19 protein-coding genes are annotated in these 22,495 nt (G+C 66.6%); 7 read left to right on the forward strand and 12 right to left on the reverse strand.

Going from position 1 to position 22,495, the window contains the following annotated elements; translation table 11 throughout:
- Positions 1 to 2 precede the first annotated feature (2 nt).
- The 11 genes from ACWDOP_RS33110 to ACWDOP_RS33160 all read right to left on the reverse strand — a co-directional run bounded on the left by ACWDOP_RS33110 (position 3) and on the right by ACWDOP_RS33160 (position 12,966).
- A complete protein-coding gene (locus tag ACWDOP_RS33110) occupies positions 3 to 2,894 on the reverse strand; it encodes a helicase-related protein (protein ID WP_456348199.1) in 2,892 nt (963 codons plus the stop codon).
- Between the two features lie 202 nt (positions 2,895 to 3,096).
- Positions 3,097 to 4,941: a hypothetical protein gene (locus ACWDOP_RS33115; RefSeq protein ID WP_456348200.1), complete on the reverse strand. Its 1,845-nt coding sequence runs from the start codon at positions 4,939 to 4,941 to the stop codon at positions 3,097 to 3,099.
- Complete coding sequence (locus ACWDOP_RS33120) at positions 4,938 to 5,246, reverse strand: hypothetical protein (protein ID WP_456348201.1); 309 nt, start codon at positions 5,244 to 5,246, stop codon at positions 4,938 to 4,940. Before ACWDOP_RS33120 ends, ACWDOP_RS33115 begins: the two co-directional genes overlap by 4 nt.
- Positions 5,247 to 5,408: 162 nt before the next feature.
- Positions 5,409 to 5,669, reverse strand: a complete 261-nt coding sequence (locus ACWDOP_RS33125; protein WP_456348202.1) for a hypothetical protein — start codon at positions 5,667 to 5,669, stop codon at positions 5,409 to 5,411.
- Positions 5,666 to 6,556: a hypothetical protein gene (locus ACWDOP_RS33130; RefSeq protein ID WP_456348203.1), complete on the reverse strand. Its 891-nt coding sequence runs from the start codon at positions 6,554 to 6,556 to the stop codon at positions 5,666 to 5,668. The genes ACWDOP_RS33125 and ACWDOP_RS33130 overlap by 4 nt, the downstream gene beginning before the upstream one ends.
- A 23-nt stretch (positions 6,557 to 6,579) precedes the next feature.
- Positions 6,580 to 10,305, reverse strand: a complete 3,726-nt coding sequence (locus tag ACWDOP_RS33135) for a caspase, EACC1-associated type (RefSeq protein ID WP_456348204.1) — start codon at positions 10,303 to 10,305, stop codon at positions 6,580 to 6,582.
- Positions 10,302 to 10,754 (reverse strand): effector-associated constant component EACC1, encoded by a 453-nt coding sequence (locus ACWDOP_RS33140; RefSeq protein WP_456348205.1) that lies wholly within the window; start codon positions 10,752 to 10,754, stop codon positions 10,302 to 10,304. Before ACWDOP_RS33140 ends, ACWDOP_RS33135 begins: the two co-directional genes overlap by 4 nt.
- A gap of 345 nt (positions 10,755 to 11,099) precedes the next feature.
- Entirely contained in the window at positions 11,100 to 11,696 is a 597-nt protein-coding gene (locus ACWDOP_RS33145) for a DUF4352 domain-containing protein (protein WP_456348206.1), read from the reverse strand.
- Positions 11,697 to 11,926: 230 nt separating this feature from the next.
- Positions 11,927 to 12,223, reverse strand: coding sequence for a hypothetical protein (locus ACWDOP_RS33150; RefSeq protein ID WP_454206641.1), 297 nt, complete (start codon positions 12,221 to 12,223; stop codon positions 11,927 to 11,929).
- 27 nt (positions 12,224 to 12,250) lie between these two features.
- The gene (locus ACWDOP_RS33155) at positions 12,251 to 12,568 is read right to left on the reverse strand and encodes a hypothetical protein (RefSeq protein ID WP_456348207.1); all 318 of its coding nucleotides are present in this window, start codon (positions 12,566 to 12,568) and stop codon (positions 12,251 to 12,253) included.
- A 29-nt stretch (positions 12,569 to 12,597) separates the two neighbouring features.
- A complete protein-coding gene (locus ACWDOP_RS33160; protein ID WP_456348208.1) occupies positions 12,598 to 12,966 on the reverse strand; it encodes a DUF732 domain-containing protein in 369 nt (122 codons plus the stop codon).
- A gap of 263 nt (positions 12,967 to 13,229) precedes the next feature.
- Between ACWDOP_RS33160 and ACWDOP_RS33165 the strand changes: the two genes are divergently transcribed.
- The 7 genes from ACWDOP_RS33165 (at position 13,230) to gcvT (ending at position 21,310) form a co-directional block, all read left to right on the forward strand.
- Positions 13,230 to 15,212 carry an N-6 DNA methylase gene (locus ACWDOP_RS33165; RefSeq protein ID WP_456348209.1) on the forward strand — a complete coding sequence of 661 codons (1,983 nt, stop codon included), beginning with the start codon at positions 13,230 to 13,232 and terminating at the stop codon, positions 15,210 to 15,212.
- Positions 15,213 to 15,315: 103 nt separating this feature from the next.
- Complete coding sequence (locus tag ACWDOP_RS33170; protein ID WP_456348210.1) at positions 15,316 to 16,440, forward strand: hypothetical protein; 1,125 nt, start codon at positions 15,316 to 15,318, stop codon at positions 16,438 to 16,440.
- Positions 16,441 to 16,461: 21 nt separating this feature from the next.
- Positions 16,462 to 17,904 (forward strand): protein kinase domain-containing protein, encoded by a 1,443-nt coding sequence (locus ACWDOP_RS33175; RefSeq protein WP_456348211.1) that lies wholly within the window; start codon positions 16,462 to 16,464, stop codon positions 17,902 to 17,904.
- Positions 17,905 to 17,955: 51 nt separating this feature from the next.
- Positions 17,956 to 18,096, forward strand: a complete 141-nt coding sequence (locus tag ACWDOP_RS33180; RefSeq protein WP_456348212.1) for a hypothetical protein — start codon at positions 17,956 to 17,958, stop codon at positions 18,094 to 18,096.
- A 169-nt stretch (positions 18,097 to 18,265) separates the two neighbouring features.
- The gene (locus ACWDOP_RS33185; RefSeq protein WP_456348213.1) at positions 18,266 to 18,799 is read left to right on the forward strand and encodes a hypothetical protein; all 534 of its coding nucleotides are present in this window, start codon (positions 18,266 to 18,268) and stop codon (positions 18,797 to 18,799) included.
- Positions 18,800 to 18,801: 2 nt separating this feature from the next.
- Positions 18,802 to 19,812 carry an exonuclease domain-containing protein gene (locus ACWDOP_RS33190; RefSeq protein WP_456348214.1) on the forward strand — a complete coding sequence of 337 codons (1,011 nt, stop codon included), beginning with the start codon at positions 18,802 to 18,804 and terminating at the stop codon, positions 19,810 to 19,812.
- Between the two features lie 397 nt (positions 19,813 to 20,209).
- Entirely contained in the window at positions 20,210 to 21,310 is a 1,101-nt protein-coding gene (gene gcvT / locus ACWDOP_RS33195; RefSeq protein ID WP_456348215.1) for a glycine cleavage system aminomethyltransferase GcvT, read from the forward strand.
- A gap of 183 nt (positions 21,311 to 21,493) precedes the next feature.
- Here the strand turns inward: gcvT and ACWDOP_RS33200 are convergent, their stop codons facing one another.
- Positions 21,494 to 22,333, reverse strand: a complete 840-nt coding sequence (locus tag ACWDOP_RS33200; protein ID WP_456348216.1) for a hypothetical protein — start codon at positions 22,331 to 22,333, stop codon at positions 21,494 to 21,496.
- Positions 22,334 to 22,495: the final 162 nt, after the last annotated feature.

The raw sequence follows: 22,495 nt of genomic DNA on the forward strand, positions 1-22,495 counted from the left end.
GGTCACTGATCCTTCTCGGGAACGATCACGAGCAACGGGCGCACCAGCTGCTGGGTGGGGGCGAGGGATTCGGCGAGGCGCTGCTCCTCGGCGATGCGCCGGGAGAGCTTGTCCACCTTGGACTTCTGGCTGCCGAACAGCTCCAGCTGTTCCGCGCCCGAATGCCAGCGGTCCGCGCGCGCTCGCCAGCGGTCCAGGCGTTCGTTCGCCGAGACCTTCTGCTGATCCAGCACCAGGTTCATCGCCTCGCTGGCCTGGTGGACCGCGGTGGGGATCAGCGCCTGGAACCGTTCCGGGTCCGCCACCGCGCCGGGATTGGCCGTGCCGGGCTTCAAACCTGTTTCGGTGGTGAGGAATTCGAGATCCTCGTGCGTCTCCACCAGGCAGAAAGCCGGGTTGGCCGGGTTCGGGAAGGTCGCGGTCGAGAACACTCGCGAGACCAGTTGCCCGCGGCGGTTCATCAGGGTGCCCATGAGCAGCACCGTCGGTGCGTCGACCGCGCCGCGAATGAGGAAGATCTGATTGCGGCCCAGCGCGCTCAACGCCCGGTCGCTCGCCCAGTCCAGGACGGGATGCTGTGGGCCGAGGAAGTGGGCCTCGGGCCAGGTCGTCTCGTTGACGCCCTTGCCCTGGCGGGCCGCCTCGAGCTGCGCGCCGCCGACCGCCTTGGTGGTGGCCAGCATGAGCCGCTTGTCCACGCCCTGTTGCACATAGGACTGCGGCAGCTGGGCGAGTCGCTGGCGCAGATCCCGGGGCGGAATCAGTTCGGCGATACCGTGATTGGGGTGGATCTGCCAGCCGATGCCGCCCTTCCCGTGCTGGTCCGGGGGCGCGTGCGGGGCGTCGTGGAAGGCCGCGCGCAGGGCTTCGTCGAGAAAGCTGATGTCGTCCGGATAGAGGCTGTGGCGCGGTTCCTCCGGCAGCTCGGCCACCGGCTCCTGGTCGTCGGTGTCGAACTGGGCGAAGAAGGCGTCCAGGTCGTCGCCGCCCAGGACGTCGTCGATGTCGCGCACCTCCTCCTCGAGCTGCGACTTACCGCTGAGGACCTTCAGGATCGCCGATTCCTCCTCGGTCACACTGTGTTTGCCCATGAGCGAGGCGACGTCGCCGAGCGTGCCGTGCGCCTGGTTCTCGCGCTCGAGCAGTCGGGACAGCACCCGCAGATCGCCGGAGAACCGCGCATCGGACGGTTGCAGGATCAGCGAGGAGATGACGGGCGGGAACTTCTGCCCGTAGCGGTCGACGCGGCCGTTGCGCTGTTCGATGCGGATGAGCGACCAGGGGATGTCGTAGTGAATCAGGTTGTGGCACTGCGAGTGCAGGTTCACGCCCTCGGAGGCGACATCACCGGTGACCAGGACGCGAATCGGCGAGGTCGCCAGCTTGAAACTGTCGACGATCGTTTGCTGATCCTGGTCGGAGAGTCCGCCGTGCAGCATGACGACGTTCTCGGGCTTCAGTCCGAGCGCGCCCGGCAGCAGGTCAGTGAGCCATTTGAGGGTGGCGATGCGCTCGCCGAACACCACCGCGCGGGTCGCCGACTTCGGGCCGACACCGATCTCCCGCAATCGGTTGACGAGCGCGGCCTGCTTGCCGGCCGATTCGCTGAATGCCTTGTCGTTCAACTCCTCCAGGGCCTCGAGCGCGGACAGTTCGGTGTGCTGCTCGGGGGTGTGCGGGCCGCCGTTCTTCCGCAGCGTGCCCCGGCGCTGGGAGATCGACTCCGCGAGGGCGGCGGGGGAGGACAGGAACGCTTTGGCCAGGATCCACGGGAACAGCGCCTTGGTCTCGCCCGAATAGGGTGAGCGCCCGGACTCCGGATGCAGCCAGACCTGCGAGAGTTCGCGCGCCACGGCGTCTTCGGCCGGCGACGGGGTCACGAGGGTGTGGACCGGCTCAGCTCGCTCGGCCCAGTCGCTGCCCACCTCCGCGGCCACCTCGGAGTGGTGGCGATGCCGCCTGATCAGCAGCGTGGACACGTCTTCCTTGGTGAACGAGCCGTCGGCGGCCACGGCCGTGGGGTCCAGCAGCCGCAGCAACTCGGCGAAGGACTCCTCCCTACCGTTGTGCGGGGTCGCGGACGCCAGGATCAGCGCCTCGGTGTTCGGGGCGAGCACGCGCGCCAATTCGTTGTTCTGCGTGCCGACATTGGTGAGGTTGTGGGATTCGTCGATCACCACCGCGTCCCAGGTATGGCGCTCGAGGTGCGCCTTGTAGCGCGGGCTCTTCAGGGTGTCGATCGAGATGATCGCGCGCTTGTAATAGGTGAACGGGTTGCGCGTGGCGGGCAGCTTCTGGCGCACCTTCTGGATGCCCGCCGAGTCCAGGCGGACGAACGGCAGCGCGAATCGGCACCAGAGCTCGTGCTGCATCTGTTCGAGCACGTGCTTGGGGGTGACGATGAGGATGCGCTCGCCGCGCCCGCGCCGCACGAGCTCGGACAGGATCATCCCGATTTCCAGGGTCTTACCGAGCCCGACGGCGTCCGCGAGCAGGATGCGCGGCCGAATGTGCTGGGGATCAAGCGCTTTCGCCACGGCGGCGCGCTGATAGCCGAGCGGGTCGGCCAGGATGCGGGTCGAGACCGTCAGTGTCTGGTCGCCGTACGGGAACGGTGTCTTACGCAGCAGGGACTCCAGCCACAGCCGTGACAGCCGGTAGCCCGAGGAGCCGTCGGCGACTACCTCGGCCCGAGCCGGATCCAGAACCACGATGTCGTCGAGGCTCGAATAGAACTTCGCGGTGGTGTCCGCGACCAACTCCGATAGTCCGCGCACGTGGAGCAACCAGCCGTCCGAGCCGTACTCGGCCGAAGTGACCAGCCACTCCTCGTCGCGAACCACGACTATCGAGCCGGGTGCGACATTGAGGTCGCGCTCATCGACAACGGTCATGTGCTGGTGCTCCCTGTACGTGGACGTTTTCCGGAACAAACTTAGTACCGGCGTCGCTCGGGTTCGTGTTTCCGCTGGTGTTGGCACGATCTGTCACCGGGCCGTGGGTGGCGAACCTGTCACCTTCGGTTGCTCAGCCGCAGGACGTAGCCGTAGTTGGAGCAAGCTGAGTCACGGCGGGCGTCCCCGCCTGCTCGGACGATCAGTGTTCGAGCAGCGCCACGATAGCCAGCAGTGCGAGGGGTAGCAGGACCCAGATCATGAAGTACAGGCGTCCAGCAGATCGTGGAGCCGGTGGTGGCAACGCCGAAACAGGCTGCTGTCGAATCGTGGAAGACGGTTGAGGAGTGGAAGGCGGCCTGGACGCGGGCGGCGGTGGCGGAGGGGGCGGCCGAGGGGGTGCGCGATTCGATCTGGGCTCCGGTGGCGGTGTTTCGGGTACCGAATGCTGCCCGTGCGGCGGGGGAATCGAATCGGAATTCGGTGCGCTCGAAGGATAGCCCCGGTACAACTCGTTCAGACGACTGTGGCGCTGCAGTTGTCGTGCACTCTGCGCCGCCGCGTCGCTGCGATGAGTGATCGGTGTGGTCATAATGGGCGTTTCAGCGTGAGCGTTCGACGAAGTGGTCGCGGCACGGAGTTGCTCGACGACAGCGGTATCAACCTCCGCCTGTTCCTCGCAGCGTTGGGCGGCCTTTTCTCTCATCGCATCGAACTGGGCCGGGGTGAGATTCTTCAGACGACCGGCCCGTGCCAGTTCTATCTGTGGGACCAGGAAGAGTTTGCCTCTGTGCCGGTACTCGTACAGCACCAACGTGCCGGTGACGGCGACGCGCCAGCCGTGCAGCTTCCGTAGCACGCGCTTCTGGTTTCGAGTAGTGACTCCGTGTATGCCGAACAGAGCGGTGGCGACATCGGGTTCACCGATGATCGTGAAGTCCCCCTCCTCGTAGTTTCCGAGGTTGATGAGTGCGACGTCACGCCCTCCGCTACCGACAGTGACGGTCGCGAACCGAACGGTACCGAAGACCGTGATCGTTTCGCCTTGACGGCGGAGCAGCTCCTCCTTCTCCTCCGCCGCGAAGACATCAGTGATCGCGAGGGAGAAGGTTCCGGCGGCCGTTCGAGCGACAGTGTGGCCGGCCAGAGCTGCTGCCGCATCGGTGAAATTCACCTGGCAGGCGCGCTGAAGCAGCTCGGCCCGGCGCGCGAGAGCTGGCACGCCCGAGAGGAATTCGAAGATGTCGGATTGTGACGGATTTACGAAATCGTCGGCTTGGAAGAGCAGATTCTCGCCGGTGCCGCCGAAGGTCTCCCACAGTTCCGGGTGATCGCGAAGCGCACTCAGCGAAAGGTCGATCACCTCGGCGGAGAAGACATCGAGCGTGGCATCGAAGTGTTCGGCGCGGCCGGGGTGTTGGTAGTTACGGTGACCTTCCTCGAAGCTCCGTAGTTCGGGCTGGGTTCGGAACCTCTCCAGGTACATCCCGTCGTAGTCGATCAGTCGGATGGACAGATCGGGTAACACCAGGATATTGCCGTGTTGTAGATCGCCATGTGCCGCGCCGTGCAGTCCCAATCGCTCGACCGCATCCGCGATGCCGCGGCGAACCTGATCCAGGTCATCGGGGTCACGGTCAGGATCCTCGGCCCAGTCCTCGATCCAGAATCCGAGGGGTTCGCCTGCGGCCCAGGGCATTCGGACGGTGGGATAGCAGCTGCCGTCAACCATGATTCCGTCCGAACGGTATGACACGTCGAGTAGGAAATCGAGGTGGCGATGCGAAGTGACGAACGTGTCGATGTGGCGGTAGCGTTCGAGCAGATTGTGTTCCAGATAGGTGTGCTTGTGGAAGCAGCGCACCGCGTAGTGCACCTTCGACGGTGCGGCGATCCGGAAGGTCGCCGCGAAACCACCGGAGGCCACCGACGGCATACCCTGGGCATTGCGTACGGCTTCGCCGCCGTTCAATACCGGATCTCCGGCGAACGAACGGGACGGATTTTGCACGGCCCGTTGATAGTCGAGCAGAGTTGGGATCTTCATACCCGAACCACGCAGATCGTAGTGTCGTCGTTGTCGAGGTCTTCGTGCAGGCGCGCGTCGGCGACCCAGGAGCCGAAATCGTCGCCGAGGGCCTCGGAGGTATCGATGCGTCGGCCGTGCTGCTGGTGCCGGCGCAGTAGACACTTCGCCAGCGCATCCGAGGCGAGCACGAAGATATCGCCCGACCGGTAGTAGCCGAAATCGCGCCAGACGGGCAGATGCGAGTCATCGGCGCTTTTAGTGGTCAGCAAGAGCGGAAACCGGCCGAACCGCTCCCACTGCCGTATCGGACTGGCTTCGAGCAACTCGGGTCCACGCAGATGCAGGAGACAGGAATCCCCGACGGCGGACACGGAATACCGTTGCGTTCGAGGATCCAGCTCGAGACCGACGAACGCGGCTGCGCTACCTTCACGAATTTTCGACGCCGCGTACCAGGGTAGATCGGGTCGGTGTACTTCGGTCAGTCACCGCTGTCGCAGCTCACTGAGTACCTGAGGTTCGAATGGATCCTTGGCGTCATTCACGAATGTGTGCACCAGAATTTCCGCCCAGACTTCGGGCCGCGCGGACGTGGACGCGCCATCCGCGATCGCGACTCGGCGCAGTCCCGCGGCGACGCGATCCTCGTTTTCGTCGTGCTCGCGACCATCTTTGGCGACGCTGCTGATCGTGGCCAGCGAGCCATCGAGCACGAAGGAGATGTCGCAGCGTGCGTAGCTGCTCATCGCGACGTCGGGAGGTCGGGAGATCCGGCCGCGGCCGCGGTGAGTTCCTTCAATCCAGTTGGGGTGACGGCGCGAGTCCCGATATTGAGAAAGTCGATTACAACGGTCGCATCGGCGTTGTAAAGGAACCCCCGCGAATCCGTCTGCACCGCATAGTGCAGGGCTGCCGCGGCCTCGAGCATCGAGGGTGGCATTGGACTCGACATTTCGAACAGCATGTGTGCGTTCGGATCCAGTAGGGCCGCGTCGGTGGACGGGAAGGTGACCTGTTCGGCAGCCAGACTCGACAGGTGCACGTTGAAGAGCAGCGCGTTGCCATCATCCGTGCCCAGGTCACGGATGCGTTTGCCGATGTCGCTGGGGTCGCCGTCGGTACTCGCGCCGTCGGTGACATTGATGATCAGGGGCGGGAAGCTGTTTCGGTGCGCGTAGCACCATTCGCGTGTCAAGACTTCTGCCTCGGCGAATGCGGCCCGCATCGAGGTTGCCCCGTCCGTGACCGGGTCGACCCAGATGGGGGTGTATTGCGACTCGGGCTGCTCCTCTCCGAGGAGATCAGGAACGTACCGGATGACGCTGTCCACCCGCCGTGGATTACGGGCGACCTCGTCGATGGGCAGGATCGGCCGGGTATCGCTGGTGCCGTGCAGAGCCGGTGCCACACCGGTCCCATAGCCGATTATCCCGATCTCGAAGTAGCTGTAAATGCGATCGTTTCCTTTGCTGCACAACAGGACCGCGTTGCCGAGCAGGTCGTTCACGCCGGCCGCCAAGGCGTCCGCTTTGGAACCCTCCTCCTGAGCCCACGGTTCCGACATCGAGTACGACTGGTCGATGAGCAGAAGCAATAGTGCCGGTTGGCGACGATTGATTTCAGCTGAATACATCTGGCCCCCAAAGGTTGGTTACATCATTGTTGCGACGCACTGGTCGGGTCCTGGTCGCTCGGTGTGCAGTACAGCCACCAGGCGGGAAAACGGTTGGCGTAGAAGCCGCGAGCCGGGTCGTGCCGCACGGTGCTCTGCGCGAGCATGAGCTGTAGATGCCGCGCGGGGTTCGAATCTCCCGTCACGCCACGATCGAGGACCACGGCGGTATGCTGCCCGGTGTTCCGTCGCACCAGGGCGTCGGTGCGATGGCCGTAGACGATCGGCTCCGCTTCGATGTGGGCGTCTGGATACCGGGTGGTCAGGTACTGGTGAAGTCGATCCCGCAGATGGTCGAATGCCAGACTCCCAGGGGCTGAGCCAACCCCGGCTTCCGCGGCATCGATCAGTGCCGAACCGATGCCGCGCTCGGACCACAGATCACGGTTGCCGAAGACCAGAAGATGGCAGCGTGCGCGCGTGATGGCAACATTCCAGAGGTTCAATTGTCTGTCGACCCAGTCGATCGAACCGCGCGGCATATTGGGACCCGCGACCAGGGAGAAGATGATGACATCGCACTCGCCACCCTGAAACGTGTGCACTGTGCCGATGGCGACATGATCGAAGTGTGGTCCGAGGCGTTGGCGGATAGCCGATGCCTGTGCCTTGAACGGGGTGATCACGCCGACAGTCGCATCATCCGGCAGCGTCCCCTGCTGGTACAGGTACTCCACCGAGGCCGCGACCCGGTCGACTTCGGTCGGGTTGAGCCATGATTCACCTGAAGCAGGACGTACGACGGAGCCGCGCACATCGGCCCAGATAACCGCATCGCGTTTCTCCAAGGAGAAGCGCGACCGAATATCGGTCATCACATGCAGGCGATCTTCGTAGAAGCGATGGTTCACCAATTCCGCGATCCGTGGATGGCAGCGGAAGTGCTCGTCGAGCAGTAGCGGTTCGCCTCCGGCTCGCTCCGCGGCTCGATAGCTCGAGTGCCGGCGGTAGGACATGCGGTGATGTTCCAGCCACGCGAGACTCACACCGGCATTTCGAGCTGCCTCGGCCTCCTGTGCCGGGGTGAGTGTCGCAATGTGTGGCAGCTGCATCGGGTCGCCGATGATCAACGCCCTGCGTGCGCGGAAGAGCAGCGGTAGTACATGCGGAATCGAACACTGACTTGCCTCGTCGATGATGACGAGGTCGAACAGCGCGGGGTTGGGCGGAAAGCGTCGAGCCGACAGCGTGCTCACCGCCCATGCCGGTACGGCACGCAGGGACGCAGTCATCGAAGACCAGCTACATTCGCTCTCCAGCAGATCGGCAATGACCTGCGGCCGGCCGCAGGCGAGTGTGCGAACCGAGGTGTCGAGCAGCGTCGCGGAAGCTTCGCGAACCGAGGCCGCGGTCGCCTCGAGCTTGTCGGCGAGCTGGAGGTCGTTGGGCAAGCCCGCGCGCCGCCCTGCGGCTCGATGCCAGTCGAGCTGCGCGAGAGCGAATTCGGATAGTGTTCGGCACTTGCTTGCCGAGTCGATGTCGGGTTCCGGCACGCCCCACCGCTGGAGCAGGCGCTGTTGCCGTAGTCGCGGAAAGAACCGGGCCTGTCCGACGCGTCGTGCCTTGCGTGCGAGCCTGCTCATTTCGCTGGTCCGCGCGTCAGTTCGGCTGGAGAGTTGACAGAGGAGAGCCGCTACCTCGATTCCCAGCGCCCCAGCGCGTTCCTCCCTGCGCTGTCCGGCGGTGAGGAGTTCGCTTTCGAGCGTCGCAACCTGCTCGATCGTGCCGTGCTGGGCATTCTGTTCTGCCGCTGCGGCACGCAGCTGGATGGTGGCGGTCGAGGGATTGAACTGCGGCGCATCCAGATTGAGCAGCGCTCGCAGCGATTCGTCGCGCCGGGCGTGGTACTCCTTGTTTCCCGTGCGGATCAGGCTGCCGGGGGAGAGTTCTTCGCAGCGTTTCCAAACCTCGTCCACGGCTTTGTTGTTGGTCGACGCGATGAGCACGGTTTGGCCGTTGGAAACGGCCGTGGCAACAAGGTTGGTAACCACCTGACTTTTCCCGGTGCCGGGTGGACCCGTCGCGATGGTCAAACGTCGCGACATCGCCGAGCGCACCACATCGGCTTGTGCTTCATTGCACGACAGCGGAGCGACCACGTCGAAAGGTCGCGCATAGTCGGCGTTTCTGCCTCGTTCCGCGTGATCGGGGGCGAGCGCAGCCAGCGCGGTGCCCTGGATCTGCGCTGCCTTCTTCTCGATGATGTCCAGGTCTGCGAGTAGGCCGCTCTCGGGATCCGTGCGCCGGCTCGGAACCCGAAACAGTATCGCCGCATTGCGGGCGCCCTCGGTGGCGGTGTCGAAGTCGATACGAGGTTCCAGTCGGTCCGGGTGGAGATCCTGCATGCATGACAGCTCGAGTTCATTGCGCAGAATCGCGCCGATCTCCCGGGCCATGAGCGCGTGTTCGCCTGCATGCCAGCCGGGCAGGTAGGAGTTGTTGAACTCCGCCGCAGCTCCCTCGCCGAGGCGTGCATCGAGAAGGTTGGGGTGTGCCAGCACTCGACCCGTCGGCTCGAGGCGGACGCCGGTGGAGGTCGGAATTATCTCGACTCTGCGTACCAGCAGCGGCGCGAACGAATGACGTTGTCGTCCAGCACGATTGCCGTGTTCGGTGAGTACTATCGCTGGATAACCTGCCCAGAGCTCGTCACCGTTCGCGGTGGCGTCCGCCGCGAGGGCGGCCGCTTCTCTCGGTACCGCAATGCAGTGGTCGGAGTCCACCTCGCCGGAAAGCAATCGCTCACGGCCGGTGAGGCATACGAACGTGACGTCCTCGTCGGATCCGGAAAGCAGCGGTAGTGGTCCCTGCTTGGTCCGCATGCAGTTTCGATAGTAGTCGAACAGCTGGGTCCAGGTCGGCGGTAGCGACTTGGTGACATCCGTGACGGCAGGATCCGGAGTAGCAGGTGGTTCCCGGATGACCGACGTCAAGGCAGGGATCCCGTTCGGTCGTGACGCGATGACTATCCGGTCATCCATTTGATTCGCGGACGCAACCGATACTTGACCGGCTCGATGCCGCAGTCGACCGTTCACATATTTCGCCAAGTCCTCGATAGTGACATCGCCGGTGTTGAGGTCGGCCGCATTGCCGGTGCGGAGCGCTTCCACCAACTCGTTGGTGAAGACCGATGGCAGAATCTCCTCCCCGATGGGTATTTCCGGCAGGGAGTCTTCGTTCGCTCGCGACGACGACAGCACGTAGGTGCCGCGACTCGTGAGCAACGCGGGTGCGCCGACGCCCTTGGTTACCGGCGTGGCGGGGTCGGCCGTCCGGAATCCGAGGCTGAATCCACCACTCTCGCAGCTGTCGATCACCACTACCTTCTGCGCGGCCGCGCAGTCTGCCAGCTGGTCGGCCACGAATCCGGCGCGAACGGCGGTGCCCGCCAGATCTGTCGACTGGGTATCGGTAGCGATGAAGTGGAACTCGGAGTTCACCTGCACGAGCCGCTTACCATGACCGGAGAAGTACAGGAGTACGAGCTCGTCCGCGTGACAGGTGCCGAGGAAATCGGCGATAGCGCTGACCATCTGTGCGGCTGTGGCGTTGGTCAGCGTCTGAACCTCGGCGAATCCGCCGATATCGTGTCTCGTCAGTACTTCGCTCAGCAGCTGGATGTCCGCCTGAACACAGGCGAGTGGCGGGAATGATTGATAGGTCTCGTTCCCGATCAGCAATGCTCGCCGCCGGTGGAAGCGTGTCATGAGCCGCTACCCGTCCCGGTTTCCTGAGCGCCGTCGGGTGGCGTGTCGTTCTGTGGCGGATTGATTAGCTTCGCGACGATACGGTCGACGTCGGCTGTCTGCCCCGAGAGAGTCACCTGGTTCCCGTTCAGGGTCAGTTCGACTGCGCTGTTCCGGTGCCGCCCGGACCAGCTCATCACCTTCTGAACCAGTGCCTGTGCGGCGGCATCCAGCGCGGCACCGGCCAGCGCACCGCCGCCGGCCACCGCGATTGTCAATAGAAGCTCGCCGTCGGCGAGTCCTTTGCTGCCTGCGGTGACCGGAGGTGCATCGTCGACCGATTGGAAGTCTGCGGCGAACTCGTCGGAACGATTAAGTTCGTTCCGCAAATCGCGTGTCAATCGTTCGGTTACGGCGATATCCCCCACCGGGACCACCCACAGCTGCCATCGGTCAGAAACATGGTTCACTTCTCCCCCTAGATCTGTCCTACCTAGTCGAACGTACCTCAAAGGTGTTGTGCGGTCGCGTCTTTCGATTCGGGATGCGCTAGACAGCAACCGTCGCAAGCGTTGTCGGCTCGGTGCGCTGTCAGCTGTGTGAACTCTCTGAGGTTGTCTCGCCCCGACGAGGTGAACCGGTGAGTTTCTACGGTACGACAGGTGGGGTGCGAGGAGGCCAGAAATCTTGAGGTTGTCCGGTTCGCTGGCTTCGGCTCGCGTGGTTCGATAGCTGTTGCTGAGCCTCGGGCCGGACAGATGTTGCGGTGGACCGGTCGTATCGGCCGGAACCGAATGGTTCCGGCCATGGTCGTGCTACTTGATCGCCACCCGTACCCCACCCGAGAACGCCGAGTCGTGGAACTCGATCGCTGCCGGCACCGTCCCCTTCGGGACGTCGAAGGCCAACACCGCGGAGATCTTGTTGCCCGGGTTGATCTCGGTCACCAGGTCCTTGATCACGTTGTAGGCGGCCGCCGTGTCGTGGGAGTAGAGGCGGCCCTGGTCGTCCACCAGCTTCTGGTTGTCACCGAAGTAGGTCTGGGGCTGGTCGGCGGTGTTGGTGATGTCCACGTAGACCAGGACGTACTCGCCCTGGGCGTCCTTCTTCAAGTACTCGTTGGTACCCACCGTCGCGACGGGAGGATCGACCTTCGTCACCTGGAACGCGAACTTGCCGTCGCGGACCTCCGTGCCGAGGGGCTCGGCTACCGTGCGCTTCTCCTCCTGCTTCGCGACTTCGTTTGCGGCGCTGCCGATCAGGAGGGTGCAGCCGCCGAACAGGACCAGGATGCAGAGGAAGAAGCCGCCGAGGACCCAAGGCCAGACGCGGCGCTTCTTCGGGGGCTGGGGGTAGTGGGGAGCGGGGGGCTGGGTGGGCCACGGCTGTTGGGGGTGCTGAGGGTTGGTCATTGCTGCTCCTGAAGGCATGTGGAATCGAGGCTTCGGTGGCGTGCCGAAGACCGAATGCGTTGGGGTGATGACAGATTGGCGTGCCGGCGCAGAGGGGGCAGGCCGGAGAAATCGGGACTTACCGTGCGCGGCTCCCCGCCGGCCGCGCCGAGGTTTCGATCGGGGGAACGGCATGGGAGGCGTTCCCGAGCCGCGGTGCCGGGCAGAGCCGGCACCGCGAATGGTTACCGCTACGACAGGCCGCTGAAGCTGCCCGTCACCGCGAGACGCGCGATGTGCAACGGGATCTCGGAATTCGGGACGATCGTCAGCTTGTAGAGGTTGTCGCCGACCTCGTCGCAGAGCACGACCTCCTGGCCGGCCTGGTACGGGGTGTTCATCTTGTCGATGTTGCAGGCGCGTTCGGCGCCGTAGCCGGAGTAGGTGCGGACGTGGGTCTCGGCGGCGGCGGTGCCCGCGTTGGCGGTGGCCAGGGCGCCGAGGGCGGCGCAGGCTGCGAGGGTGAAGGTGGCGGTGCGGTTGGGCATGATTCCTCTTGACTGGTGGTGGGTCGGTTACTCGTGGGTCCAGGTGCAGCCGTTGACCTCGATGACGTCGCCGTCGTTCAGGCGGACATACGAAGCCCCCGTGTAGGACTCGATGTCGATCAGTTCGGAGGTCTTGGCGCCCTTGTAGGGGAGCCAGGTGATGAAGCAGACGCCGTAGTCGTCGTCGGTGGGGCCCGCGGTGGAGTACGTGCCGGGCTGCACGTCCTGGCCGACGATCTGCATGCCCTCGTGGAGGGTGGAGGTGGGTGCGGCGCCGGCGACGCCGGCCGCGGTGAGGGTGGCCAGGGTGGCGGCGGTCAGGGCGGTGATCAGCTTGCGGTGCATGGGATTTCGTTTCCTTCGAAGGGGCGGGATCAGATCTGGTACTGCGGGCAGTAGGCGTCGATGGCGGCGTTCAGGAAGGTGTAGGGGTACTGCACCGCGCCGCGCGAGCTCTCGGCCAGGGTGATGTGGTTGCGGGCGGAGTTGCCGTTCGTGTCGAGCCAGCGGCACTGCGACCGAGCCAGGCGGATGACGCTGTCCTGGACGGTGCAGCTCTTCTTGGTCTGGTTGGCGTCGCGCAGGAACTGGCGGTCGGCCGAGGTGCGGGCGGTGCAGCCGGAACCGGACGAGCCGCTGCCGCTGCCGGATCCGGTGTCGGGGGCGGCGAACGCGGTGGGTGCGGCGGCGGTGAGAGCGGCGGCGGTCGCGCCGATGGCGATGAGGGTGGGCAGGGTGCGCATGGTTTTCCTTGGCTTCGGGCGTAAGGGATCGCCGCGGGTGGCAAAGGCCGACCGCGGTGTGTGACAACGGACTTCAGGTCCCGGCGAGGCGCCGGTGCACGCGGCGAGACCTGTGCGAGTCGCTCCCGAGTTGTGGGCGATCCGGCCTCTGCGGCGTTGATGTAAAACGTAGAGCATGGTGAAAACATTCGCAACACGAATCTGGAGATTGATTTTTGGTTAGGCATCGCGCAGGGTGGGGGAACGTACACGAGAGGAGTGGTATGTCGAAGCCCGTGTCGAAGGTCAATGCCGCGGAGATCTCGCGGCTCACCGGGGTCACGCGCGCCACGGTCAGTAACTGGCGGCGCCGGCACGCCGACTTTCCGAAACCCACGGCCGGGAGTACCGAGACCCGGCCCACCTTCGACCTGGATGAAGTGCGGGAATGGCTGGTCGCGCACGGGGTGGAGGCGACGGACTCGCCCGCCACCGAGTTGCGCACGCTCGTGCGGGCGCGGACCTCGCCGGAGCTGGCCGCGCGACTGATCGCGTCGCTGCGGCGGTCGGACGCGGGCTGGGACTCGCGTGAGATGGGGGCCGAGGACGCCGAGCTGAGCGCTCTCGCGGCGGATGTTTTCGGGCGGTCCGTCGCGGCCGGGGAAACGCGGGCCGCGCTGGACGCACTGGCCGATCGGGCGCTGGAAGGTACACAGGCGACGGGTGTGTACATCACGCCGGAAGCCGTGGCGGGGCTGATGGTCGAGCTGCTGCGGTCGGCGGATGTACACAGCGTGCTCGACCCCGCGTGCGGCAGCGGTTCACTGCTGATCGCCGCCGCGCGGGCGGGCGCGACCCGGCTGTACGGGCAGGACGTGTTGGCGGTGCAGGCCGAGCGCACGCGGCTGCTGTTGGAGGCCGATACCGGACTCGAGCCCGTTGCCCACGGTGGCGACAGCCTCACCGCCGACGCCTTTCCTGAACTGCGCGTCGACGCCGTGCTGTCCAATCCACCCTACGGGCAACGAGATTGGGGATCGGACGCACTCGCCTTCGATCCCCGCTGGGACTACGGTCCGCCGCCACGCAACGAATCGGAGCTGGCCTGGGTGCAGCACGCGATCGCGCACCTGAACCCGGGTGGCACCGCGATTCTGTTGTTGCCGCCCGCCGTCGCCACTCGGCCGTCGGGTCGCAAGATTCGCGCGAACCTGGTGCGGTCCGGGGCATTACGCGCGGTCATCGGGCTGGCGCCGGGGGCGGCGCAGCCGTGGCACGTGGGGCTGCAGCTGTGGATACTGCGGCCGCAGCAGGCGGCCGACTCCATGCTGTTCGTCGACACCACCGGCCTGACCGTGCGGATCGACGGGGAGGAGCGCATCGACTGGGAGGGTGTTACCGAGGCCGCGGTCGGCGCCTGGCGCGAATTCGACGGTGCGACACCGGATGACGCGGTCGTCTCCGGGCGCACGGCGGTCGTGCGGCTCGTGGACGTGCTCGACGAAGAGGTTGATCTCACCCCGGCTCGGTACGTGCGGTCGGCGCTGGATTCGGGGACGGTCGCCGACGAGGTCGACGACGCGATCCGGCAGCTCACCCGGGCCACGACGGAACTGACCTCCATCACCCAGCTGCTGGCGGGCTGGACCGAATCCGAGAGCAAGACGTGGCGGTTCGTGACCATCAACGATCTGTCCAAAAGTGGTCAGGTGGAATGGATCAGGAGTGATCCGCCGAGTTCGGAGCGCGTGGAGGCCGACGCGGATCGGCGCGTTCTGACCGCGCCGGATGTGGCGACCGGCAGTCCGGCGTCGGGCACGCTGAGCACCGCGGCACCGGCGGTACTGCATCCGGTCGAAGCCGGTGACGTGTTGATTCCCGCTGTGCGCAGCGATCGTTCGGGTGGGCGCAGTGCCCGGGTCGCCGAGGCCGACGACGCGGGGGCCGTGCGGGGGCCGCACGTGCACACGCTGCGGGTCGATCCGGCGCGGTTCGATCCCTGGTTCCTCGCCGGGTTTCTGACCGGGGCCGAGAATGTCTCCGCGACAAGGACATCCACCATCCGATTCGATCCCACGCGGTTGAAGATCCCGGTGCTGTCGCTGGCCGAGCAGCAGCGGTACGGTGCGCTCTTCCGGCGGCTGTTCCTGTTGCGCACCGCCGCCCGGCGGGCCGGATACGCCGCCGAACACGTCGCGGAGCTGGTGACAACCGGACTCACCGCGGGCGCGTTGATTCCCGAGGACGAGCCCGTGGACGGTCGGTGATGGCGGACTGTTGTTCGGGTCCGTTGTTTTCGGCGGCGCTGCTACCGTTTACGCGGACCACGGGGCGGGTGTACGCGGTGATCAGAGGGGGAGACGGTCGGCTGTGACGGGGGATATCGCCGTGTATCCGGACTACCGCGCGCTCGCGGAACGCGAATTCGACGCTCTCGTCTACGATCCCGGCCACTTCGGGCGGGCGGGGGAGCGGCGGTGGGCGACCGGTGACGGGGCGCGGGCGTGGGCGCGGGATTGCCTCGGGCATGCCGCGCCGGGCAGCCTCGTGGCCGTGGCCATGCCCAACCGGCTCGCCTTCGCCGCGGAGGCGCGCACGCTGCGGGGTGTGCTGTTGCGCGGCGGCGTGCTGCGGGCGATCCTGGCCGGCATCCCGGATTCTCCGGATCTGTGGCTGCTGCGGCAGTCCGAGACACAACCCGCCCACGTGCTGCTGGTGAACGCGGCCGGTGAACCCGCCTACGCCCTGCGGGCGTGGCGGGCCTTCGAGGAGGATCCCATGCACCCCGACGCGCTGCCCCACACCGAGCGTGTGGTGGAACTGCTCGACGGCGAGATCGATCTGACCCCGCGCAGGCTGGGCGATCCACAGGACCGGTATCCGCTGCTGCGGGACGAGCTGGTCCAGCAGCGCGCCGGGGAGCCGCCCGTGCTGGAGCTCGAATCGGGTGCCGGCGGAACGATTTCGCTCGAGGAGCTGTCCGAGGCCGGGACCGTCACGGTGTTCCAGGCACCGCCGACCGTGGGCTCGGACGGCGGGGATACCCCGATGCTGTCGGTGAAGGACGTTCGGCTCGGACGCGCGCCGTCGCGGTGGGGGAATCCGGAAACCCCGGGGGCGGTGGTGATTCGGGCGGGTGATGTGGCCGTCGCGGTCGGTAGTGCGGCGGCCGTGCGGGTTTGCGCGGACGACGGGGCGCTGCTCGGGGCCGGGATTCACCTCGTGCGGACCAATGCCGCCGTGGTCGACCCGCGGTTTCTCGCCGGGGTGCTGCGCGCGGCGGTCGAGGCGTCTGACGGACCCATCGACCTGTATCAGGTGCCGGTGCCGCGGATCTCGCCCGCCGAGCAGCGGCGGTTCGGTGCGGCGTTCGAGGAGCTGAGTGCCTTCGAGGCGGCGTGGCAGCGGCGGCGGGTGACCGTCGAAGCGCTGGTGCGGGCCGGATTCCAGGGGCTGGCGCAGGGGCGGCTGCGGCCGGCGGTCGCGGCCGAGTAGTTTGACATCTCTCGTGAACTCATGGAGGTAGGGGCGGTGCAACCGCAGCTCATCGGCGGCCGGTACGAGCTGATCAAACAGATCGGCGCGGGCGGCATGGGGCAGGTCTTCGACGGCTTCGACCACAACCTGAAGCGCCGCATCGCCGTGAAGTTCACCCACCCGAACCTCGACCAGGACCCGGATTGGGCCAAGCGGTTCTTCCGCGAGGCGGAATTGATGGCGGCGCTGCGGCATCCGGGATTGCCCGCGATCCACGACGTTGGTACCGCGCCGGGGCCGCCCGAACGGCCGTATCTGGTCATGGAATACGTCGAAGGGGTCACGTTCGAGGAGCTGCTGGACCGGCACGGGGCGCTGCCGATCGGTGTGGTCGCGGCGCTGGGGGCGCAGGCGGCGGCCGTGCTGGCCGCCACCCATCGCAACCGGATCTATCACCGGGATCTCAAACCGTCGAATCTCATGCTGTGCGACGACGGTACGGTCAAGGTGCTGGATTTCGGGCTGGCGGTCGCGCCGGATTCCAACCGGACGCGGTACACCCGCACGGGGCATACGCTCGGCACGCCCGCGTTCATGGCGCCCGAGCAGGTCGAGGGCAAAGCAGTCGTGCCGCAGACGGATCTGTACTCGCTGGGGCTGGTGCTGCACGAGCTGCTCACGGGATCTCGGGTCATGACGGGCAGCAACGAATACCTGGTGTGGCAGAACCAGGTTCATCTGGTGCCGCCGGACATCCGGCAGGATCTGCCCGGGACGCCCGGGGATCTGGCCCGGTTGCTCACCAGCATGCTCGCCAAGGTGCCCGAGCAGCGGCCCGATGATGCCGCGAGTGTGCACGCGGGTCTGCTACGCCACGCGTCCGGGGTGAGCCACCTACCCGAGGTGCACGACACGCACAGTCCGGCACAGATGTACGCGCTCGCGGTGGGGGCCGCGACCTCGACGCGTACCGCGCAGACGGTGGTCGCGCCGACCCGGGTGCTGCCGAAACCCGCTGTTGCCGAGCCGCTGTCGAACGGAGCGGACTTCAGCCGGGGCGATCTGCGGCGGGCGATGCGGCGTGCTCGCGATTTCGCCGACGACTCTCGCTATGATCCCGCGATCCACGAGCTCAAGACCGTCGTGGAAAAGGCTGTGCCGCTGTTGGGGTCGCGGGATGCTGACGTGGTGGAGGCTCGACTTCGGTTGGCGGATATCCGATTCGAGAGCTCGGACTACTCCGGGGCGGCGGATCTCTACCGGACGTTGATCGATGATCTGACCGCCGAGCGGGGGCCCTACGACGACCACGTCATGTACTGCCAGCGCCAGTTGGCCACCTGTCACGTGTATCTGGGAGATGTGCGTGCCGCTCTGACCAGGCTCAAGCGGCTGCATAGCCAGATGTCCGTCCGTTACGGGGAGCAGGACAAGCGGGTTATCGAGTTGGCGGGCCAGATCAGTCTGATCAAGACCGCGTGATCTGAGCGGAGCCGAGCTCGGTGATCGGTGATCGAGCCGCGACTCTAGTTCGTGACACTTCGGACAAAACGGTTGCACTGGAACTCGTTCGGCGTCAGAGGTAAGGGCCTGGCGATCGCCGCCCTGATCCTCGAACGATTCCTGGTGGCTGAGCACCTGCTGTCAGGCACCGCGCCAGACCCGAATAGCTGACCCCGCTGCGTCGGCGACTGTTCGGCGCATCCTGTGCGGCCAGGTCCGCGCGGTCGAGTCGCTCGTTGCCATCGCGTTCGAGCTGCGGGCGGACGCGAAAGTCGTTGGTATGTCGGACCCATGCTCTACGGTGGCCGGTGCAGACTATCCGCGGCGAATTCGGAGCGTCATGAGCAGTGTGGGCCAGAGTGTGTTGTCACTCGTGGTGGTGCTCTCCCAGATGGGAGACCGGTCGGTTGTTTGGCATGTGAACGTCGGTCGGGGGATGGGGCTTTCGAGGCTGGCGGGGGCGTGGGTCATCGACGCGGGGGACGGGGAAAACCTGGAGCGGTTGACCGGTGGGTATCGGCAGCTGTGGTGTGGTGCGGGGGAGGCGGGGCCGGGAGAGATTGTCGATCTCGAGGCCACGGTCGCTGCAGCGGAGGCGGAGGTCGAGGCGGTGGACGGGATGTTCACTCGACATCAGGAAGCATTGGCGGGGAAGCTGATTCGGCCGGTGTGGCCGGAGATGGCGCACCCGGCGGCGATTAGGGGGCCGGGGTTCGACGTCGATCCGGACGTGCGGCCGGTGCTGGCTATGGCGTGGGGACTGGCGGGGCTCGCGGACGCCTGGGCGGAGTTCGAGTCGTTGCGGATCGCGCGGCCGTTTCTGGTCGAGCAGGGTGGGCGGACGCCTCGGGCGCTGCCGGTGCGGGTGCGGTGAGGATGGGGGGACTGTCGTTCGCGGCCATCGACGTGGAGACGGCCAACTCGGCGCGGGGGAGCATCTGTGCCGTCGGTGTTTCCGTGGTGCGGGACGGGCGGCGGGTCGATACCCGGTCGTGGTTGTGCCGGCCGCCGCGAGCCGTCGACTTCTTCAACCATCACAACATTCGGGTGCACGGGATATCGGCCGAGATGGTCGCGGACCAGCCGGGATTCGCGCAGCGGTGGCCCGAGGTCGCCGCGATGGTGGATGGGTTGCCGCTGGTCGCGCACAACGCGAGTTTCGACAGCGGGGCGTTGAGCGAGGCGTGCAGTCGCAGCGGGATCGACATGCCCGCATGGGAATTCAGTTGCAGTCTGGCGATGGCACGGCGGCACCTGGATCTGGAGAGCTACCGGCTGCCGGATGTGGCCGCGGCGCTCGATATTCCGGTGTTCACCCACCATGAGGCCGGCGCCGACGCGATGGCCGCGGCGGATATCGTGCTGGCGCTGGCGGCCCGGATCGGAACCGACACGCTGAACGTGCTCGAGACCACGGGCGTCGAGCGACCCTATCGGAGCAGGCGTGCGGCTCGGCCGGTCGATCTGGACGCGCCGGCCGGCGGGCGTTCGGAGCCGTACCACCGGCGCTCCTTCTACGATCGCCCGCAGCTCGTGATGCCCGAGGTGACCGGTACCGACCCCGCACACCCGCTGCACGGGCGCGTGGTGGTCTTCACCGGCGAGCTGGCGTCGATGACCCGCCAACAGGCTTGGGACGCAATAGCTCTGCACGGCGCGACGCCCGCCAAGAACGTCACCCGCCGCACTACGGCGCTGGTCATCGGCGACAGGTTCACCGGCGACGACCCGTCCGCCTTCTCCACGACCAAGGCGGCAAGGGTCGCTGAGCTTCGCTCGCGCGGTCAGCACATCGAGGTAATCGACGAGAGCCGGCTCCGGGCTTACCTGCACGAGAGCGCGCCCGAGAGGCGGTCGGAACAGATGCGGGTGTCCTCGGCGCCGTAGTGGCGGGGACCCGCCGCGCCGTGGCCGAAGCCTGGGCAGCGATCGCCGCCGGTTCGAGGCCCGGGCTTTTCGCTTTCCAGGTCGGCGATGCCTTCGCGGGGGACGGTCTTGATCTCGCGGGAGGTGTCGGCCACGCCTGTTGCACGCGGTGCGGCAGATCAACGTCCACATGCATCGGGCGGTTCCTTCTCCGGGCGTACTCGCGGATGCCGCTGTGCAGTGGGTGCCGCCCGCTAACTTCTGGCAGGCTCTACCCCCGGGAGCTGCGGCGATAGGCTGCCGTCATGTGTATCGATGCTGGTGGGGTGGGTTCGGTTCCGGGTGCGGTGGGTGCCGTCGGGACCGTGGCGAATTGCCCGCATCGGCGGGGCTCGGGGTGGGGGATAAGCTTCCTCGGGTGACCGACGAGAAGCTTTTGCAGGGGCCGATCCATGCCGTCCATGTCGAGCTGGGCGCCACCTTCGCGCCGTTCGGGGGGTGGGAGATGCCGGTGTCGTACGCGGGGACGGTGGGGGAGCACACCGCCGTGCGGACCGCCGTGGGGGTGTTCGACGTCAGCCATCTGGGGAAGGCCACGGTCAAGGGGGCGGGGGCGGCGGCGTTCGTCAACTCGGCGCTGACCAACGACCTCGGGCGGATTCGGCCGGGCAAGGCGCAGTACACGCTGTGCTGCACCGCCGAGGGCGGGGTCATCGACGACCTCATCGCCTACTACGTCGGTGACGACGAGATCTTCCTCGTGCCCAACGCCGCCAACACCGCGGCCGTGGTCGCGGAGCTGGTGAAGGTCGCGCCGGAGGGGATCAGCGTCACCGACGAGCATCGGTCGTACGCGGTGTTCGCCGTGCAGGGGCCCAAGTCGGCGGAAGTGCTGACCAAGCTCGGGCTGCCCACCGACATGGAGTACATGGCGTACGAGGACGCCGAATGGGACGGGCGGCCGGTGCGGGTGTGCCGGACCGGATACACCGGCGAGCACGGGTACGAGCTGCTGCCGAAGTGGGACGACGCGGACGCGGTGTTCCGGGCGATCGTGGCCGAGGTCGAGGCCGCCGGTGGGCAGGCCGCCGGGCTGGGCGCGCGCGACACGCTGCGCACCGAGATGGGGTACCCGCTGCACGGACATGAACTGTCCCTGGAGATTTCGCCGCTGCAGGCGCGGACCGGGTGGGCCGTCGGCTGGAAGAAGGACGACTTCTGGGGGAAAGAGGCGCTGGTTCGGGAGAAGGCCGACGGGCCGCGGCGACTGCTGCTCGGGCTGAAGGCGATCGACCGGGGCGTGCTGCGCCAGGGGCAGGGCGTGTTCCAGGGGGATACGCGGGTCGGTGAAACCACCTCGGGGACTTTCTCTCCCACGCTGAAGGTGGGAATCGCGTTGGCGCTCATCGATACCGCGTCGGGGATCGAGCCGGGCGCCCAGGTCGAGGTGGACGTGCGGGGGCGGCGGATCAAGTGCGAGGTCGTCAAGCCGCCGTTCGTGGAGCCGCATACCGCGTGAGGTGAGGGCCGAAAAATCGTGCACTATAGGGGGTCAGGGGGCGGTTTCCTGCCCCCGGGAGCGCGAAAGTGCACGGAAATTCGCGGTCGTGCCGTAAGCCGCCCGGCGGATGGGGTGTTGATCACGGCCATACCGCCGGTGCCCGAGTAGTTTGGTCCACCGGCGGAACACCGGTCCCGTGACTCAACACCAGTTTCCGACTACCTCGAAGTCCTTCTTGCACTCGTCCCGACCCAAACCCGCCGGCCGCACGCTCGTGTACATCTGCCGCATCGCCTCCGCGGTCGGCGCGCCGGCGAAGTTCTGGTCCGAGAAAACGATCATCAGGATGGTCTGACCGTTCCCGTCGGGAATCGCGACCACGTGCAGCACCGCCGCCGGCGGACGCGCGCAGTCGATCGTGCCCTGATTGACGATCGACGCTGTGACGTGAAAACCGTTGCGGCCCTGCACGGTAATCGGCTCTTCGGTGTAGGTCGTCGGCGTGCTCCAGCCGCCCATGCCGGACTCCTCGAGGGCGACCTTCGTCCACTTCGGAGCCGCCTCGCGGGCCGCGGCCGCGGGGTCGCTCAGCGCCGATCCCGCGATCCCGGCGCTGGCCTGGGTGTCGTAGCCGCCGCACGCCCCCTCCCCGTATGTGGCGAGGCCGCGCATGTAGAGGGTGTACTCCTTGCCCTCGAAGCCGCCGACCCAGCCGGGGCCCGGGGACGCCCAGTCCGGCGGGACGTCGTAGAGCGCGTTGCGGGTGACGGCGAAGGCGGTCTTCCAGCCCGGCGTCAGCGCCGGGAAGCGTTGCGGGGCTTCCTCTCGCTTCTTGGGGGCGGGTTCGGTCATTGTCGTCGTGCTCGTGGGCTGGAAGCCGAGATGGTCTGCGGGGATGGGCTTTCCGGTAATGCGGTCCGGTCCCTGGAACGCGATGATCAGCACCGCCGCGAGCGCCGCGACGGGGAGCGCGAGAAACCACAGGCCGGATTGGCGCGCGGGCACGGACGCCCGCGCGGGCATGGGAGGTCGTGGCGGCATTCGCCCAGCCTATCGGCGAGGGCGGATCGCCCTTGACGGCCGTGCGCGAGGGATCCTGTCCCAAGCCCAAGCCCAAGCCCAAGCCCAAGCCCAAGCCCAAGCCCAAGCCCAAGCCCAAGCCCAAGCCCAAGCCCAAGCCCAAGCCCAAGCCCAAGCCCAAGC

It is taken from the genome of Nocardia sp. NPDC003693 (assembly GCF_053981095.1).

Coding starts and splice junctions, on each gene's coding strand:
- ACWDOP_RS33110 (WP_456348199.1), bottom strand. CDS start 2,894: ATGACCGTTGTCGATGAGCGCGACCTCAATGTCGCACCCGGCTCGATA.
- ACWDOP_RS33115 (WP_456348200.1), bottom strand. CDS start 4,941: ATGAAGATCCCAACTCTGCTCGACTATCAACGGGCCGTGCAAAATCCG.
- ACWDOP_RS33125 (WP_456348202.1), bottom strand. CDS start 5,669: ATGAGCAGCTACGCACGCTGCGACATCTCCTTCGTGCTCGATGGCTCG.
- ACWDOP_RS33130 (WP_456348203.1), bottom strand. CDS start 6,556: ATGTATTCAGCTGAAATCAATCGTCGCCAACCGGCACTATTGCTTCTG.
- ACWDOP_RS33135 (WP_456348204.1), bottom strand. CDS start 10,305: ATGACACGCTTCCACCGGCGGCGAGCATTGCTGATCGGGAACGAGACC.
- ACWDOP_RS33145 (WP_456348206.1), bottom strand. CDS start 11,696: ATGACCAACCCTCAGCACCCCCAACAGCCGTGGCCCACCCAGCCCCCC.
- ACWDOP_RS33150 (WP_454206641.1), bottom strand. CDS start 12,223: ATGCCCAACCGCACCGCCACCTTCACCCTCGCAGCCTGCGCCGCCCTC.
- ACWDOP_RS33155 (WP_456348207.1), bottom strand. CDS start 12,568: ATGCACCGCAAGCTGATCACCGCCCTGACCGCCGCCACCCTGGCCACC.
- ACWDOP_RS33160 (WP_456348208.1), bottom strand. CDS start 12,966: ATGCGCACCCTGCCCACCCTCATCGCCATCGGCGCGACCGCCGCCGCT.
- ACWDOP_RS33165 (WP_456348209.1), top strand. CDS start 13,230: ATGTCGAAGCCCGTGTCGAAGGTCAATGCCGCGGAGATCTCGCGGCTC.
- ACWDOP_RS33175 (WP_456348211.1), top strand. CDS start 16,462: ATGGAGGTAGGGGCGGTGCAACCGCAGCTCATCGGCGGCCGGTACGAG.
- ACWDOP_RS33185 (WP_456348213.1), top strand. CDS start 18,266: ATGAGCAGTGTGGGCCAGAGTGTGTTGTCACTCGTGGTGGTGCTCTCC.
- ACWDOP_RS33190 (WP_456348214.1), top strand. CDS start 18,802: ATGGGGGGACTGTCGTTCGCGGCCATCGACGTGGAGACGGCCAACTCG.
- ACWDOP_RS33200 (WP_456348216.1), bottom strand. CDS start 22,333: ATGCCGCCACGACCTCCCATGCCCGCGCGGGCGTCCGTGCCCGCGCGC.